The organism is Akkermansia sp. UNK.MGS-1, assembly GCF_000980515.1.
Lineage (GTDB): Bacteria > Verrucomicrobiota > Verrucomicrobiia > Verrucomicrobiales > Akkermansiaceae > Akkermansia > Akkermansia muciniphila.
Map to the genome: position 1 here is coordinate 64,773 of NZ_LBCB01000003.1, position 14,739 is coordinate 79,511.

A 14,739-nucleotide genomic window follows, 5' to 3' on the forward strand; every position below is an offset into this window, starting at 1 on the left:
CTGCCATGGAAGAAAGAACTGCGGAATTGAATTCCGTGTACAAGTCCCTGGCCGCCCAGCGCGCGCCATGGGAAACGTGGTGGGACCGTCTGAGGGATTACGTGCTGCCTCGCCGCCTGAATCGGGAAGGGGATGTTTCCCTACCCAACAGGGACGCCATGGACCGCATGACGGATACTACGGCTGTGGAGGCATGCCAGAAGCTGGCCAGCGGCCATATGTCCTATATTACGCCCAGCCATGACGTATGGTTCAAGTGGTCGGCTCCGGATGACCGGGGAGGCGACGAGGCGGAGGCCTGGTATAACCAGTGTTCGGAAATTGCCCTGAAAGAATTGTCCGTTTCCAATTTTTATACGGAGATTCATGAGTGTTTTCTGGACCGGGTGGCTTTGGGGACCGGAAGTCTGTTTACGGGCATATCCTCGGACGGAAGGCTGTTGTTTACCAATATTCCGTGCGGACAGTTCGCCTGTGCGGAGAATGCGGAAGGCCGGGTGGATACCTACGTCAGGGAGTTTACCTACACGGCTCATCAGGCACGCTCCATGTTCGGGGTGAAAGCTCTGGGGCCCAAGGCTCGGGAAGTTCTGGAGCGCGGAGGCAATCCGTATGCCACAACTCTGAGGTTTCTGCATGTTGTGCGCCCGCGCACCCGGCGCAGCCGCCGCAGGGAGCAGGCCTCCCACATGCCGTTTGAAAGCGTTTACCTGTCTCTGGACGACCAGGTGATTGTGGAGGAAGGGGGATACATGGAGTTCCCTTATCTGGTGACCCGCTTTTTGAAGTGGGGCAGCGGCCCGTACGGTCTGGCTCCCGGCAGGCTGGTGTTTCCCGCCATCCAGCAGGTGCAGTTCCTGAACCGTATTCTGGATACTCTTGGCGAGGTGGCCGCCTTTCCCCGTATTCTGGAGCTCGCCAACCAGATTGGGGAAGTGGATTTGCGGGCCGGCGGCAGGACCGTCATTACCCCGGAGGCCGCTTCCCTTCACCTTCCCCGGGAATGGGCTACGCAGGGCAGGTATGATGTTGGGATGGACCGTCTGACACAGAAGCAGGATGCGATACGCCGTGCCTATTATCTGCCCATGCTGGAGCTTTGGAGCGGGCACCGCGGCAATATGACTGCCACGGAGGTCATGGCGCGGGAGAATGAGCGCGTCTTGATGTTTTCTCCTTCCTTCACGCTGTTTGTGAGTGATCTGTATTCCACAATGACACGCATTTTTTCCCTGCTGTTCCGGATGGGCAAGTTTCCCAGGCCACCCCGTGCGGTATTGAGGGTAGGGAGGGACGGCTCCGTTGCCGTGGGAGAACCCAGGGTTGTCTATCAGTCAAAGATTGCCCTGGTGCTCAGGCGCTTGCAGAGTGAAGGGATGGACCGCAGCCTTCAGCGGCTGAATATGATGATGCAGGCTGCCCCGGATTTGGCGGATCATGTGGACTGGGACCACTGTTTCCGCCTGTCCGCCCGTGTGGACGGCGCCCCGGAGAGCATGCTGAGGCCCTGGGCCGATGTCCGTGCCATGCGGAAGGAACGGGCGGACCTCCAGCAGGGAGCCTCCCTGGCTCCGGCGGAAGAGGATCCTTATGCTTCCCTCAATCCTTTGCTTGACCAGTTAACCGCGATTCAAAAATGAACCAGGATACGACATTGCAGCAGGAGGCCTCCGTCCGGGAGGCCCGTCTCAAAAGGCGCCAGCTTCTCCGGGTGTTTGACACCCCGGACGGGCGTGAGGCGCTTACCTTTCTGGAAACCCGTTTCCAGACTGATTTGCCCGTTTTTCAAGGAAGTCCGGGGAATTACGACCCTCTGGACGCCATGAGGAGGGATGCCTACAGGGAGATCTTTCTGTACATCCGCCGCCAGCTTCAATTAGCCATTAAAGAAACCACAGAAGAAGAGAAAAATGATTGATTCCATTGATAACAGCATGGCCGCTCCTTTCAGGGATGCGGAGGGTTCCGGTTTCGTTTCCCCGGAGACGGACGCACTGTCCGAAACCGAAGTTCAAACTGAACCTTTTCCTCCCCTTCTGGGTGAGGACGGTGGTTTTGCTCCGGACTGGTACGCCCGGTTTGATGAGTTGAAAGGGATGGAGAAATCTCTTTCCAAGTTTAAGACGCCGGAGGCTCTGGCGAAGAGTTACGCGGAGCTGGAACGCCTGCGACGTTATCCCGGCGTGGAGAATGAAGAACAGATGGCGCGGTTCCGCCGGCTGGCCGGATTGCCGGAGTCGGAGGAAGAATATCGCCTGGAACGTCCAGAATCCACGCCGGAAAGCGAATGGAATGCTGACCTGGCAGAACGCATGGCCCGCACGGCCTATCGTTACGGAGTGCCGCCGGAGGCAATGAACGCTCTTCAGGAGACGATGGCCCAGGCATATGATGAGGCCCGCGAGCACATGGAAGATGCCCGGATGGAGATGGAAATGCAGGCGGAACAGTCCCTTCAGCAGGAATGGGGTTCCAATTATGAACGCAACATGGGCAGGGCTGCTGCCGTTCTTCGGCGGCTTGCCTCTGAAACAGGGGTGGATGCGGACGCTTTACTGGATAATCCGGGACTCGGTTCCAATCCGGATGCAATCCGCCTGTTGTACCAGGCATCACGCCTGCTTGATGAAGCTCCTCTCCATCATACAGGAAATGCGGTGCCTTCCCCCGCGGAGGAAGCCATGCGGATGGAATCGGATCCATCCCATCCTCTTTATGAGGCGTATATGAATGTGAACCATCCCAATCATAAATATGCCAATGAGTTATATGATCGTTTGACTACCCGTTAATTTCCCGGACGTTTTAACCGGTGGAGTCTCATAAAAAGCAAGCCCGGCGGAATGCTTTCCGCCGGGCTTTTAATAGTCATTGTTTCATCAGGGAAGGAGGGGGTAAGGGCTGGGGCCTTAAGCTGCCCTCCTACCATTAGCGTCCCGGGAAGGGGCTTGTGTTCAAAAAAAGTTGGAAAAACATTTTTCCCTGTATGGGAGACCAATGAGGTTAAATACTCATTATATCTTTCACTGTAAGTGAGTAAAGATAGGATTATCCCGTATTTTTCTTATCAACGCAAACTTTTGCATTAACCGTCTCTTTATGCCGGCATTTTTCAATTGAGCCTGTTACGGGGAAAAGAAGATGCTATGTCTATTAACTGGAGGGAGGCAATGAAAAACCCCGTCCGGAAAGGAACGGGGTTTTAAGAAAAATGGTACGCGGTAGAATTATATTATTGTTGATTACAAATTATTTTATGATTTATTTACATAATTTTTTACACAAATAATATTATAGTCTGCCTAGTAAACGGTGCATATTTTGATGGCGGATTTTGTTGCGGTGTTGGTAGCTGACTTTCCATTCCGGGCCATAGGCTGATGCCAGCGGAAGCAGGTCAGAAAGGTATCCTATGGCATGCTCTACCCAGAGTGTTCGATCGCCTATTTCCCATGCGAAAAAAACAAGGTTTGGTGTCCATATACAGAGGCCCTTAGTGTTAACAGATTTTTGTATATCATCGTGGAGAAGTTTTTCTGGAGCGATGGAAAGACCCGCTATTTGACAGTATTCAGTGTAGTAGATGAAGGTTTCTGTTCTGGCGTCGTAGTCATTCATTTTATTTGTTTTTATTGACTTTAGAAAGAATTTTAGTTTTTTGAAGATATGAGCAATGATGAGTTGACGTTTGAGTATAGGGATGAGTTTAAGAGGAGAGTAATTGCTGAAAAAATAATTAATTTATTGATGGATGATGAGTTTTCTCCAATGGTGCTTGATGGGGATTGGGGAGTTGGGAAAACGGAGTTTTGTCATAAACTGATTAATTTGATCAGAGCAGATCAGAGTAAAGAAGGTGGGACGAATAAGAACATTCCAAGGTGTCAATGTCTATACATTGATGCGTTTGCGGAAGATCATGGGGATGATCCGTTATTGATGTTGCTCGGCAATATTGCACGTTTTATAAAGGATAAAGAGGGAAACGGGGATAGTTCTGAGCGTTATCAGAAGTGGAAAAATGCCAGTATAGCTGTAGCAAAGAGTTGCTTCAAAATCGGAGCAAAGGCAGCTATTGGTTTGCTTTTGAAGCAGAACGCAGATAGCATCGGAGACGAGATTTCGGATGCTATTAAGAAGTCTGCGGAAGAGGGGGTGGATGCTATAGTGAATGATTTTTTACAGCAGTATGAAGAATCTAATAGTAATATTGAAACGTTGAAGAGTATTCTTGCTGAAATTGCTAGGGATGAGAGGATGATTATTGTTGTTGACGAGTTGGATCGTTGCCGTCCGGATTTTTCCATTACCCTATTGGAAAAAATTAAACATGTGTTTGATGTTCCCAATGTGAGTTTTTTATTAGTCGCAAATATGAGGCAATTAGGAGCAGTCATTTCTCATGTTTATGGGAATGGATCAGATATATCGAGATATATAGATAAATTTATAAAAATTGTTGTATCGTTACCTTGTTATTATGATAAAATGTCTGTGTCCCGTCTCTATTTGTTTGAATTGATGAAGCAAGGAAAGATGTCCAATATATTTGGAAATCTTGCTTCTGATTTTATTGAGTATATCTTAACAAATAATTCACATTCTTTAAGAGATGTAGAACATTTTGCCCGATATGCAAAGGTTTTAGAAAGTATTTCATTGCATGATTGGCAATATTCAGAATGTGAAGTTGACCAAATTTTATCCGTTGTTGCGATATATTTGTATTGTTTTAATAGGGATGTTATTAAAAAAATCATTAGTAATAATATTGATGTGGGTTTAATTTTTAATTCATTAAATATATTGAATGGTTTAAATGAAGAGGGAAAATTACATAGAGTTTTTTATATTTTGGAGTCTTTAGACCCTACAGTTAATCAAAAAGAAGGTGTTGGGGATAGAGGATTTATTATAGATAAAGAGTATATATTTGATAATACTTACGCTCGTAGTTTTAAAGATATACAGAGAATTTTTATTGATTATATTATGAATTTAAGTCTTGTTAAAATTTAAAATTTTGTTATTCCGATCTTTCCTGTTTCCTGCTTCTTTCTTGTACCATTCAAGCTACTGTATCATATATTCGGTATTTATGTCAGCAATTTTTTGTTGGTTACTATGTTCCTTACTTCCAGTCAGTTGGGGGGGAGAGTAGATTTCATGAAGACGAGGAAAATAGTCTTTCCGCGGCGGTGCCCGAACAAAGGCTCCTGGCTGGCCAGTTTCAGCACTTCTGAGGTTGAAACCTGATCCTCGCACCACTTGAACACAAGAACGCCGCCCGGTTCCAATACTCGGAAACATTCGCGGAAACCGTCTTTCAAATCCTCCTTCCAGGTCTCCCCGTTCAGCTTGCCGTACTTCTTGGCCAGCCACGACGATTCCCCGGCGTGAATCAAGTGCGGAGGATCGAACACGACAAGACGAAATGCCCCATCACTGAAAGGCATCTTCCGGAAATCTCCGACCACATCCGGCTTAATTTCCAAGGCGCGCCCATCGCAAAGAGTATGAGATTCCTCCCGGCGGTCCATGAACACCACGTCAGGATGGCGGCGGTTAAACCAGAACATGCGGGAGCCGCAGCAGGCGTCAAGCACAGGCTTCACTCTCCCTCCTTTCCTTCTTGGAATCTGCCAAGCAAAACCCGGAATGCAGTTGCCGCCACTGCAGGAACTTGCCCGTTGCCAAGGGCTTTAAGGCGGTCCACTCTAGCGGCCACCCCATGAGCCACTCGACCCACGTCGGGTTCAGCTGACCACCACTCCCCGCAGTCATTTGCCTGCGTTCCTCGCTGCTGATGATGCCTTGAGTTTCCAGGGCTTTCATTTTCTGAAAAGCCCCACTTCCTCCGCACATCCCCTTGGTGCGGGGCGTTGGAAACTGTGAAACCACAGTTATCAATTTCTTCCCTGTTGCCCGGTTGCTTTCCTTGCCGCCGCAACTGGCGGTTGGAGTAGGAAACATCCGGACAAATTCGGGTAATCCCTGCTGACTGCTTTTCGGGCCACGTCTCTTGTAATCCGAGGCAAGGGGGCTTGGGAATTTCACGGCCAGCCCCAGCGGCGGAGTTGAGACTTTTCCGGCTGCATATCGGGCCAGCCATGACTCCGGGTTTTCCCCGCTGGACTTCCCCGCACGGTGCGTTGGCCACATTCCACGGCTCCGGGCGGCATGCCGGGAATTCGACCCTCCGTCGAGATCTTTCGTTGTCGCGGGCGGCCACATCATCCCCGGCATCCAGCCTGTTGTCGCTACATCCATCAAGCTCTTGGGGCCCCGTGAATGGCTCCCCTTGTTGGGGGCGTTGCAAGCCGTTGGCGTGGGGATCATGTGCAAGTATCCAGATGCGCTTTCTGACGTGCGGGGCTCCCACATCGTCCGCTCCCAGCACAAGCCATTCCGCATCGTACCCGATTTCGGCAAGATCACCGAGGACTCTGGCAAGTCCTCGTCCCACAAGCAAAGGTGAGTTTTCCAGGAATGCGAATTCCGGTCGTACCTCATTGATAATGCGGTGCATTTCCCGCCAGAGGCCGGAGCGGGCGCCGTCAATGCCGGCGCCTTTTCCTGCGGCTGAAATGTCCTGGCACGGGAAGCCTCCAGATACCACGTCAACAAGGCCGCGCCACGGTCGTCCGTCAAAGGTGCGTACGTCATCCCAAACCGGGAAAGGCGGGAGTAAGCCGTCATTCTGTCGGGCGAGCAGTACGCTTGCGGGATAGGGTTCAAGTTCGACAGCGCAAACGGTGCGGAATCCGAGCAGCTCGCTTCCAAGTATGCCTCCACCAGCGCCCGCGAAAAGATGTAGCTCATTCACTCTCCCTCCTTTCTCGGCTCCCAGTAAACAGGCCATCCTTCATGGACGCAGGCTGCGCAGAACTTGTACTGCATTAGCTCATGTTTACAGTTCGAGCATCTCCTTCGCATAGGATGCACCCACACCCGGCATGCGGCCCGCTTCCGGCGGACGTCGCCGATAGCGTAGTACAGTTGAAATTCGTCCCTCAGGCCTCCGCGGAACCGGAGCGAAAGTTCCCGGTATTCCTTCTTGAACAACATTCGGGCGGTAAAACGGATGCGCTCAATCCTGTATTTAAGGGTCGCAATCGCTTTTCCATACTCAATAAAAGCTTTCTGTTCAGGCGTCAGTTTCATTTTTCTTTTATTTTGAATATAATATATTGGATGATATAAATAATCGAAAGTATGATTAAAACTGAAAATATTAAAATATCGAATAAATCAACAATTATCATCTTCGTTCTCTTTCTGTTTATGTTCCATTATTTTATCTAAAAAAAAATTAAAGGCCTTACGCATGAATATACCTTTGACTAAACATTTCCGCGGAATCCACCAGACCCTCCCCCGGTAACTGTACCCGACGGCGTTTTTGAACCCACTGTTCTGGCGTATGACCCGCCGTCTGGCCCTTTTCAGTTGGTAAAAAGTTTTCTGTTCAGGCGTCAGTTTCATGCGAGCCTCCTTTCTAAGATGTCTGCTTGCTCGTCAGTAAGGTACTTCCAAGACTGCGGCGGACGGGTCAGCCCAATGTCAGACAGCGGCACTGCGGTCGGCATCCTCACGGGGTCCTGGACGCCCCAGACATAGCAAGGCAGGTAATTCCGCAGGTGCTCTTCCGTCACGCAAGCATTCTTAATGGCCAATTCTAAAATCCCCTTTGGAGGATATAAATAAAGTGAAGCAGTGACAACTAAACGGCACTTGCCGATGATGGCCCGCATCCCGTCTTTCCCGGATTCGTAAAGCCACAGTGTTACGGAGTCGCCTTTTTTTAAGCGCGGTACGTTTTTCCGCAACTCCCATTTCTTTTCCCCGTCCATGATAAAACCGGAGAAAGGCCGCCTGACGGATAAGAGGATGTTAATCATTTCCGTCCTCCTTTCTGATCAAGCTCCCACGGCCATTGTTCCACGTCATCCGGCGTGGCTATCTCTGTATTTCCATTGCAATCCTCAAGATAGATTTTACAGCGGTCGGTATCTTTGCCAATGACGGTTAAAATATCGTCGTTAAAATCGAGTTTGAGATTGTCTCCCTGATGTATCCTTAGGAAAGGCGGGAATTTGGAAACGAATTCTTCGGCGGCTTTCCAAGCTTGATGCGACGACGCTAAAAAAGTTACCCATTCGCAGGATGAGCATCCAACACGGCCCAGCTCTCCAAATTTAAGTTCGTAGAAAAATTGCAAGAGTGTTCCGCACAGCGGGCATTTAATATTTTTCATTTAATATCTCCGTTAATCGTTAAAACCTTGAACTTAATAACCCATACCCACGGATTCATTTTAGACGATCCGGTTCCCTTTAATTTATCCCACAGGGAAAAGTAAGACATCCGGGCAAAAGCCAATCCATTGGATTTCCCTGAATAGTCCTTCCACAAACAGACATCCGTTTCTTCGTCGTGCCAGACGCTTTCAATGCCCTCCATCCGGGCATCCTGCGGTGTAATGTCTAACAGCCGCTCAATTCTTACTTCTATAATTTCCAATAAAATTCGGGCGGCCCAACGCGGCATGTGAATCGACGGAATGGAACACTTGAGGGCAACCTTTGACTTCCATCTTTTGGGAGATTTCATTGGTAAAAAAATGGTTTCCCTCACCCACAATCGATCACCCGCTTTTCCATAGGGGCATCTTACCCACGGATTAAAATCATCCGGGAAATCTCCTTCATCGTCTTTAGAGACGGCAAGCCATAAGCCGGGTTCTTCCTCAATGAAATCCTGAATCTCCCAGCCTCTTTCTTTCAGGTGCTCCGGGAAATTATTAAACCGGTTCAGGCCGCGCGTGCGGCGCGTCTGGTTCTTGTACTGGCCGGGCATGCTGTATTCCTGTAGTAACGCCCTGATCATGTCCTCGCTGAACAGAATGGGCCGTTCTTTCACATTGTTATTCATAGTTAGAAAGTTGTGGTTTTGTTTTATAATTCATAAGATTTATTGTCATTTTTTCTCCTTTAGCGGTTAAAGAGTATTTATTTTGGTAAGGCCAAGTTGAAAGGAGTTCGCAGGTAATGAGTTTTTCAAGAATAAGTTGTTTCGCTATTTTTTTCACTCGTTCTTGGTCGATGTAGATGGCATCAGATATTTTCTTTGGGGTTGTATAGCCTAATGCGATGGCCGCCAGTATGGCGGTTTTCCTGTAGGCGTTTTTCTGGTGTGGCAGATAATGACTAATATTTTTTGTGATGGTTAAGTAGGCTTGAAAAATGTTCATTGCACACGGCATTAAATGTTGAAAATGAATGATAAAAATTGTATCGCCGTGAGGACGTAAACACTACAGCACAATATCCAGAGCCAGAGCGGCCAGTAACCTCCCTGAAACAGGGCTTTTTCCATAGAATTTAATTCCTGTCTGGCTTCTCCGGGGGACATGGTGACGGAGGTTCCTTTGACAGCATGCCGTTTTCGGATGCCAAATTTGACAGCGACGCGACAACAGCTTCTAACGCCGTCGTCAAAAATCCACAGGCGGCTCAAGCGAAGTTTACAGGGGTGTATGTAGTATCTCATTTTTCCAGTTGTTTAGTGCGGGTTTATTTCGTCAAAAAATTGTTTAAGTTCTTCGGGGGTAACGGGAACGTCCGTTTCCTGAGGGGGAGGGATGGCAAGGTTGCGTTGTGGCGGCGGCTCGTTGGCCGGGGAATTTTTTGGTTTCCAGCGCGTGTCTTTCGCCCATAATTCCGCCTTGGTAAGCACATCAATGATGTCTTCGTAGAATTTTAGACGGGAGGCAGGACAGTAGTATTTGTTGTTGTGGCTGTCTCTTGTCTGGCCGCGTTTGTAGTAGCCGTTATAGTAAGCTTTTAATAGTTGCCAGTCCCTATCTCCGCATGTGATTGTTTGCTGGTATGCCTGCATGGCGGCGGCGTATTCTTTTTGGTTGAGGTCTTTGCTTTGCCAAGCATCCATAACGCAGGTGTTCCGCAAAAAGGCCCAGAATGCGAGCGGCGGCGTTTTGTTTTCCGATTTCACGGGGTGAGGCGGGGAACTGTTGTTTTCCGGACGGGGGGAAGGTTGCACGCCGGTATTGTTGGCCAGAGTTTGACGCTTTTTGTTGAGAATGGCTTGTTTGTCGTGGGGATAGCCGTAAATATGCAGGTCTTCCCCGACCATATTCCAAAGGGTGGATTTTTTTCGGAGAGTGGCGGGATCTACGTTCAGCGTTTTCCGGATTTCAGCAGGTTTCCAAGATGCGAAATTTTTAATGATTCCGTTGTTTTCCTGACTGGTGCAATATTGCAAAAGGGTTATCCAGATTCCGCGCTGGGATAGCCGCGCAGACTTAAATTCCCGGCTCTGGGTGTGATGATGCTGAACGGGCGAGTAGTTCACAGGGCAGGTCAGTTAATAGCTGATTCCGTGATGGTGGCGTCCAGATAACACGCGAGGATAAACAGCAAGTCTTTACCGCGCTGGGTAAGATGAATACTTCCGTCTGTTTGCTGTGCAATTCCCACATTGATCAGATGGGCAAAAAGCATACTGCCAAAAACAGGGTCTTCCTGATGCACTTCGGAATCAGCAAGGGAAGCGTAGTGCGTCAGTTGCTCTAATGTGTGAACAAGGCGTTTCCGGAGTTCCGTTTCCGGCAAGGAAAGCAGGTGCCGGCTGTATTTGGTGTCCAGATTGAGGATAAGGCGTTGATTTGCGTTCATGATTCCTCTGATTCATGGATTATTTTTTTGATGTAAGATCGGCTCCAGAAGCGTTTTCCGCGCTGGTCGCAAGGATTGTTTTTTACAAGTCGGGAGCATTGGGGATGGCGTTTGCGCTGGTTATAAAGCCATTGTTTAGAACAGCCGAATTCCTCGGTGATTTGATCCGTAGAAATGTAGTCATCCGGCGTAGGCGCCGCGACAGGGGAAGGGTTGGCGGCTGTGGAACGGAAGATGCTGGCCGCGCCAACGACAGCTAACTTGTCCCAGAGTTTCTCTGTGACGAGTTCAGCCAGAGCATTAAGTTCTTCCGGGGTCATAAATGGAAGGGCAGTTAAAAAATAAGGTTACTAAAACCTGCGATTATTTTTTATTGCCTGTTCCAGATTTAACTGATATTCTAGGTTACTAAAACCTTGTTCGATAAAAAAACAAATTTGTGCACTTTTCGAGCGATGTTCTTTTTCAGCTAATGCTTTCAGTTTGAAAAAAATATCATTGTTTAGTTTTACGGTAATCGACTTTTTTTCCTGAACGAGCGTTTCTAATTTCTGAGGCAATTTGTTCATAGTCTTCTGGTGTTAATTCAATATCACGGACGGCTTGTTCAACAAGGATTTCAAGCAGGCGAGACATGCTGATACCTTCACGCGCCGCCAAACGCTTAACTTGGTAGTAGCGTTCACGTGAGATGTATACAGCAAGACTTCGCTTTCTTGGATCGTGTTGGTTTGGCATCTGCTGGTTACTATAACCTGTAATCATTTGTCGTCAATTCGATTTTTGTAAAAAGATGATTTTGGAATATTTTTTCTGATTTTAAAAGTCCAGCCAAGGGCAGGTGAGGGTTTCCAAGGGTGTTTGCGGGTGTGTTTGAGCGTATGCTGTGACTGTTTGCTGATTGATGAGATTGACGGTATTGTTGTCAATGAGTTGCAGATGGGAAAATCCAGCGGCTTCTGCCTCTTCCGGGTTGTAAAAGCGTCTGTAATGTTGACCGTCTATATAGCTGATGATGTGGTCATAAAATTGCTGGCCGGATTGCATATAGCGTTTTTCCCCTTCAAAATGGAATGCTTTGACCAGAGGGGCAATACCGGCACTTTGTTTGGTGAGTTGGATGTGGTTGTCCCTACAGGCTTGATATGCAGCTTTGCTGAGCCAAGGGGTGTAGTAGAGTTCCCATGTGTGGGAGAAGCCATGAATGGGGGCATTTTGTGCAAATTTCCAGTCGAATGCTATATGTCCAAGGTATTTTTGGATTTGATGGTTTTGAATGTCCTCATTAAAGCATTTGCATTGGATGAGACGGACATGATTGTTTTTTATGGCAATGAGATCTACTCCTTTGTCTTGAAGGCTAGAAGTTGCACCACGGTAGAAAATGATATGCCCTTCTTTTTCCAGCAGGTAACCAATGTATTGTTCATAGGCCAGTCCTTGTTCTGTTTGTTTTTCTTCTATATATTGATTTATGTGGTTTAAAGAGGTTTGACAGGTTTGTTTGAGTTGTCCGATAATGTCGTTTTCCGGTGTACGCAGGAGAAGTCCGATTGTTTGGGATGTTGTTTCTCTTTCCTTTCTAAGATTTTCTAACCGTTCCGCTTTCTTTTTCTGTCGCTCCTGTTCTTCTTTCAGTTGTTTAAGGCACGGTTCTTCTTCAGCTTTTCTCCGAACCTTTTCTTTTTTCTCTTTGTAAATCACATATCCAATAGCGCATGAAGGGAGGATGATGGCAAAGGTCATAATCCAGTTTGTAGTTCTTTCGCGTTGTTTTTTTATGGCGTATTGCTTGCGTTTTTCGCGGAAGGCTTCAGGACAGTAAATTTTTTCACCGTCAGAGGTGGTGTAGTAACCGTTCCAGTCAACGTTGTTTGGGCCTATGTCTTCCAAGTCGCGTTCAAGCGAGGGAAAGGCGGCACAAGGGAGGGAGAGGAAGGCAAAGGAAATGATGATGAAACGAAGCATGCAGAACAGGAAGGTACGATGATGCGCAGATTTTGTCAAACAGGGCATCTTTGCAATTCCGCCAATCAGCTTCCAGAAAGAGTATGACCAAATATTTTCTCTTTTCAGGTTGGCAGGAGTGAAGGCCCCTGAGGGGGCTTTGCGAACGCCAAGCAGGCACGGAAGCGGGCAAGGCGCGACGATAGTTTTTGCGCGGTTTTCCAATGGATTTCTGCAAGGTTTCTGACGGATTTCTTCATGCTGTGTTTTTGCTGTATGTTGCCGTTGAGATTGTTATGATTTTCGGCATGCTCCGATATCAGGATTTATTAATTTATTCTATCCAATAAGAGAGCTTTTGGACGTTTGTAACGTGGTTGGCGCGAGCATGAGCCAACCGGATTTGATGCTCTCTCTTATGTTTTTTCTGGACTATTCTTGAAAAGGGGGGCCGATAAGACTCTATTTTTTCCTTTTCGTTCTGTGCTAAAGGTTCCCGCATGGAAATGTTGTTGCGAGCATTACGCGGTTTTTTCAGGCGTGTTCATTTATCCGGGCTGAATCAGGGTCAATTAACGGTCATGGTTGCTTTGGCTGACCGGGAACAAACTTGTATGGAGATCGTTACTCAAACCGGATATGACCGGAGCGCCGTCAGACAGATTCTTCAACGCCTGAGGCAACAGGGTGATGTTGTTTTGCGGCCTTACCGGTCGTCCGGTCATGGTCAAGTGGAATATATTTATACTCTGACGGAAAAAGGTTCTGATGCCCTGAAACAATGTCTTGAAGAGTTTGATGGACTGATGGCTTGCCTTGCCCGGAAGGATAATGTTGAAGCCTTGGGGAATGCCGGGGGGACGCAAGAAGAAGAGAATACCAAGCCAAAGAAGAGTGAGGCTTTACAGGATTTGATATAAGTTGTTGTAATGTAATTGATTGTTAGGAAATGTTAAGTGAGCGTGACCATATTTTTTGTGAGAAAGTGGCCTCCGGATTGATGGCGTATCAGGCTTATATTGAGGCAGGTTTTTGTTGCACCAGCAACGAATCCGCGCAGGCGGCGGCTTCCCGGAAGATGAAAGAGCCGGGAATCAAGGAAGAAATCAGGAAAATCCGTGAGCGTCTTTGTGATGAAAATTGCCTGACGTTGAAAGAAAAGAGGCTCAAGCTCGCGGAAATTGCGCGAGGAAAAGCGTTGTTTTCCGGTGATGAATCTTTGTTTGAGGTGCCTCCCTCCCATGCAGAGCGAATGAAGGCGATTGATTTGGATAACAAGATGATGGGTGATTATGCTCCGGAAAAGCAGGATGTGAGCATTCAAGGAATGTTTTTTGAAGATTTGTTTGAATATGGAGAGGGGAGAGAAACAGTATCAGGAGGTTCTGAACTTCTGGAAGGAAAGACTGAATAATCGGCTTTGGCGGCTGGAACATCTGTATTGGATCAAGAATGTTGACGGCATTGTTATTCCTTTCCGGCCAAATGAAGTACAGCGGAAGTTTCTTGAAAGGCAACATGGCCGCAACGCTATTTTGAAGGCTCGCCAGTTGGGCCTTTCTACGCTGGTAGGCGTGTTGATGGCTGATTTTGTATTCTGGAATGAGAATAAGACGGCGGCAATTATTGATTGGCGACTGCCGGAGGGTCAGAAAAAACTTCTGGGAGTGCGGTTTCAATGGGAGCATCTGGATTATGTGCCGGAAGGGGCTGAGCGTGAACGGCGCATTATTGCGTGGCTGATGCGTGAGAAGAAGAGGCGTTTGGGAACGGTCAAGAAGGATGGGTCTATTGTGCCGGTGACAGCTACAGCTAATAAGCTGGCGTTCCGGAACGGGTCTGTGATTTATACGGATAATACATTCCGCGGAGGGACAACACAGTTTATGCACGTTTCCGAACTGGCCAAAATGGCCAAGCGGTTCCCGGACAGGGCAAGGGAAGTGGTGAACGGCGGGTTTGAGTCCGTGCCGACTAACGGAACAATTATTGTAGAAAGCACGCACGAAGGCGGCAGGAGCGGCGTGAATTACAATTTGATGAAGACTGCCATGTCAAAACGGGGGAAGCCTCTTCTCCCGGTGGATTGGCGGTT

The 14,739-nt window shown here is 48.0% G+C and carries 18 protein-coding genes and 2 pseudogenes; 7 read left to right on the plus strand and 13 right to left on the minus strand.

The annotated features are described in order from the left end of the window. Positions 1-5: 5 nt before the first annotated feature. Genes WW58_RS02135 through WW58_RS02145 form a run of 3 tightly spaced genes read left to right on the plus strand, consistent with a single transcriptional unit; the run spans position 6 to position 2,792 of the window. Complete coding sequence (locus tag WW58_RS02135) at positions 6-1,640, plus strand: portal protein (protein WP_046435018.1); 1,635 nt, start codon at positions 6-8, stop codon at positions 1,638-1,640. Continuing rightward, a complete protein-coding gene (locus WW58_RS02140; protein ID WP_022197355.1) occupies positions 1,637-1,918 on the plus strand; it encodes a Bbp19 family protein in 282 nt (93 codons plus the stop codon). The genes WW58_RS02135 and WW58_RS02140 overlap by 4 nt, the downstream gene beginning before the upstream one ends. Beyond that, positions 1,911-2,792: a hypothetical protein gene (locus WW58_RS02145; protein ID WP_046435020.1), complete on the plus strand. Its 882-nt coding sequence runs from the start codon at positions 1,911-1,913 to the stop codon at positions 2,790-2,792. Before WW58_RS02140 ends, WW58_RS02145 begins: the two co-directional genes overlap by 8 nt. 499 nt (positions 2,793-3,291) lie before the next feature. Here the strand turns inward: WW58_RS02145 and WW58_RS02150 are convergent, their stop codons facing one another. After that, a complete protein-coding gene (locus WW58_RS02150; protein ID WP_046435022.1) occupies positions 3,292-3,618 on the minus strand; it encodes a hypothetical protein in 327 nt (108 codons plus the stop codon). 48 nt (positions 3,619-3,666) lie between these two features. Here WW58_RS02150 and WW58_RS02155 point away from each other — a divergent pair, with 48 nt between their 5' ends. Further along, positions 3,667-5,019, plus strand: coding sequence for a KAP family P-loop NTPase fold protein (locus WW58_RS02155; RefSeq protein ID WP_046435024.1), 1,353 nt, complete (start codon positions 3,667-3,669; stop codon positions 5,017-5,019). 122 nt (positions 5,020-5,141) lie between these two features. Here the strand turns inward: WW58_RS02155 and WW58_RS02160 are convergent, their stop codons facing one another. The 12 genes and pseudogenes from WW58_RS02160 to WW58_RS02225 all read right to left on the minus strand — a co-directional run bounded on the left by WW58_RS02160 (position 5,142) and on the right by WW58_RS02225 (position 12,869). Continuing rightward, on the minus strand, positions 5,142-5,579 hold the full coding sequence (locus tag WW58_RS02160; protein WP_046435055.1) for a methyltransferase domain-containing protein: 438 nt from the start codon (positions 5,577-5,579) through the stop codon (positions 5,142-5,144). Between the two features lie 19 nt (positions 5,580-5,598). Next, entirely contained in the window at positions 5,599-5,973 is a 375-nt protein-coding gene (locus tag WW58_RS12785) for a hypothetical protein (RefSeq protein ID WP_257228162.1), read from the minus strand. Positions 5,974-6,337: 364 nt separating this feature from the next. After that, positions 6,338-6,826, minus strand: a pseudogene (locus WW58_RS13760) (DNA cytosine methyltransferase); the annotation flags it as partial. A 655-nt stretch (positions 6,827-7,481) separates the two neighbouring features. Beyond that, complete coding sequence (locus WW58_RS02185; RefSeq protein ID WP_046435030.1) at positions 7,482-7,901, minus strand: hypothetical protein; 420 nt, start codon at positions 7,899-7,901, stop codon at positions 7,482-7,484. Beyond that, a complete protein-coding gene (locus WW58_RS12790) occupies positions 7,898-8,257 on the minus strand; it encodes a hypothetical protein (protein ID WP_215833503.1) in 360 nt (119 codons plus the stop codon). The genes WW58_RS02185 and WW58_RS12790 overlap by 4 nt, the downstream gene beginning before the upstream one ends. Beyond that, entirely contained in the window at positions 8,254-8,934 is a 681-nt protein-coding gene (locus tag WW58_RS02190; RefSeq protein ID WP_215833502.1) for a hypothetical protein, read from the minus strand. Before WW58_RS02190 ends, WW58_RS12790 begins: the two co-directional genes overlap by 4 nt. Then, the gene (locus WW58_RS02195; RefSeq protein ID WP_102734682.1) at positions 8,927-9,253 is read right to left on the minus strand and encodes a hypothetical protein; all 327 of its coding nucleotides are present in this window, start codon (positions 9,251-9,253) and stop codon (positions 8,927-8,929) included. Before WW58_RS02195 ends, WW58_RS02190 begins: the two co-directional genes overlap by 8 nt. A gap of 311 nt (positions 9,254-9,564) precedes the next feature. Next, positions 9,565-10,284: a hypothetical protein gene (locus tag WW58_RS02205; protein ID WP_046435035.1), complete on the minus strand. Its 720-nt coding sequence runs from the start codon at positions 10,282-10,284 to the stop codon at positions 9,565-9,567. Positions 10,285-10,382: 98 nt separating this feature from the next. After that, positions 10,383-10,697 carry a hypothetical protein gene (locus tag WW58_RS02210; protein ID WP_046435037.1) on the minus strand — a complete coding sequence of 105 codons (315 nt, stop codon included), beginning with the start codon at positions 10,695-10,697 and terminating at the stop codon, positions 10,383-10,385. Next, positions 10,694-11,017, minus strand: coding sequence for a hypothetical protein (locus WW58_RS02215; RefSeq protein ID WP_046435038.1), 324 nt, complete (start codon positions 11,015-11,017; stop codon positions 10,694-10,696). The genes WW58_RS02210 and WW58_RS02215 overlap by 4 nt, the downstream gene beginning before the upstream one ends. 175 nt (positions 11,018-11,192) lie before the next feature. Beyond that, positions 11,193-11,462 carry a hypothetical protein gene (locus tag WW58_RS12795; protein ID WP_102747119.1) on the minus strand — a complete coding sequence of 90 codons (270 nt, stop codon included), beginning with the start codon at positions 11,460-11,462 and terminating at the stop codon, positions 11,193-11,195. Between the two features lie 54 nt (positions 11,463-11,516). Then, positions 11,517-12,869, minus strand: coding sequence for a restriction endonuclease (locus WW58_RS02225; protein ID WP_046435042.1), 1,353 nt, complete (start codon positions 12,867-12,869; stop codon positions 11,517-11,519). 275 nt (positions 12,870-13,144) lie between these two features. On the opposite strand from WW58_RS02225, the gene WW58_RS02230 reads away from it, so the two are divergent. The 3 genes and pseudogenes from WW58_RS02230 to WW58_RS02240 form a co-directional block, all read left to right on the plus strand. Then, a complete protein-coding gene (locus tag WW58_RS02230; RefSeq protein WP_146018708.1) occupies positions 13,145-13,564 on the plus strand; it encodes a MarR family winged helix-turn-helix transcriptional regulator in 420 nt (139 codons plus the stop codon). Positions 13,565-13,593: 29 nt separating this feature from the next. Next, a complete protein-coding gene (locus WW58_RS02235; RefSeq protein WP_215833500.1) occupies positions 13,594-14,058 on the plus strand; it encodes a terminase small subunit in 465 nt (154 codons plus the stop codon). 166 nt (positions 14,059-14,224) lie between these two features. Then, a pseudogene (locus WW58_RS02240) lies at positions 14,225-14,739 on the plus strand (hypothetical protein); the annotation flags it as partial.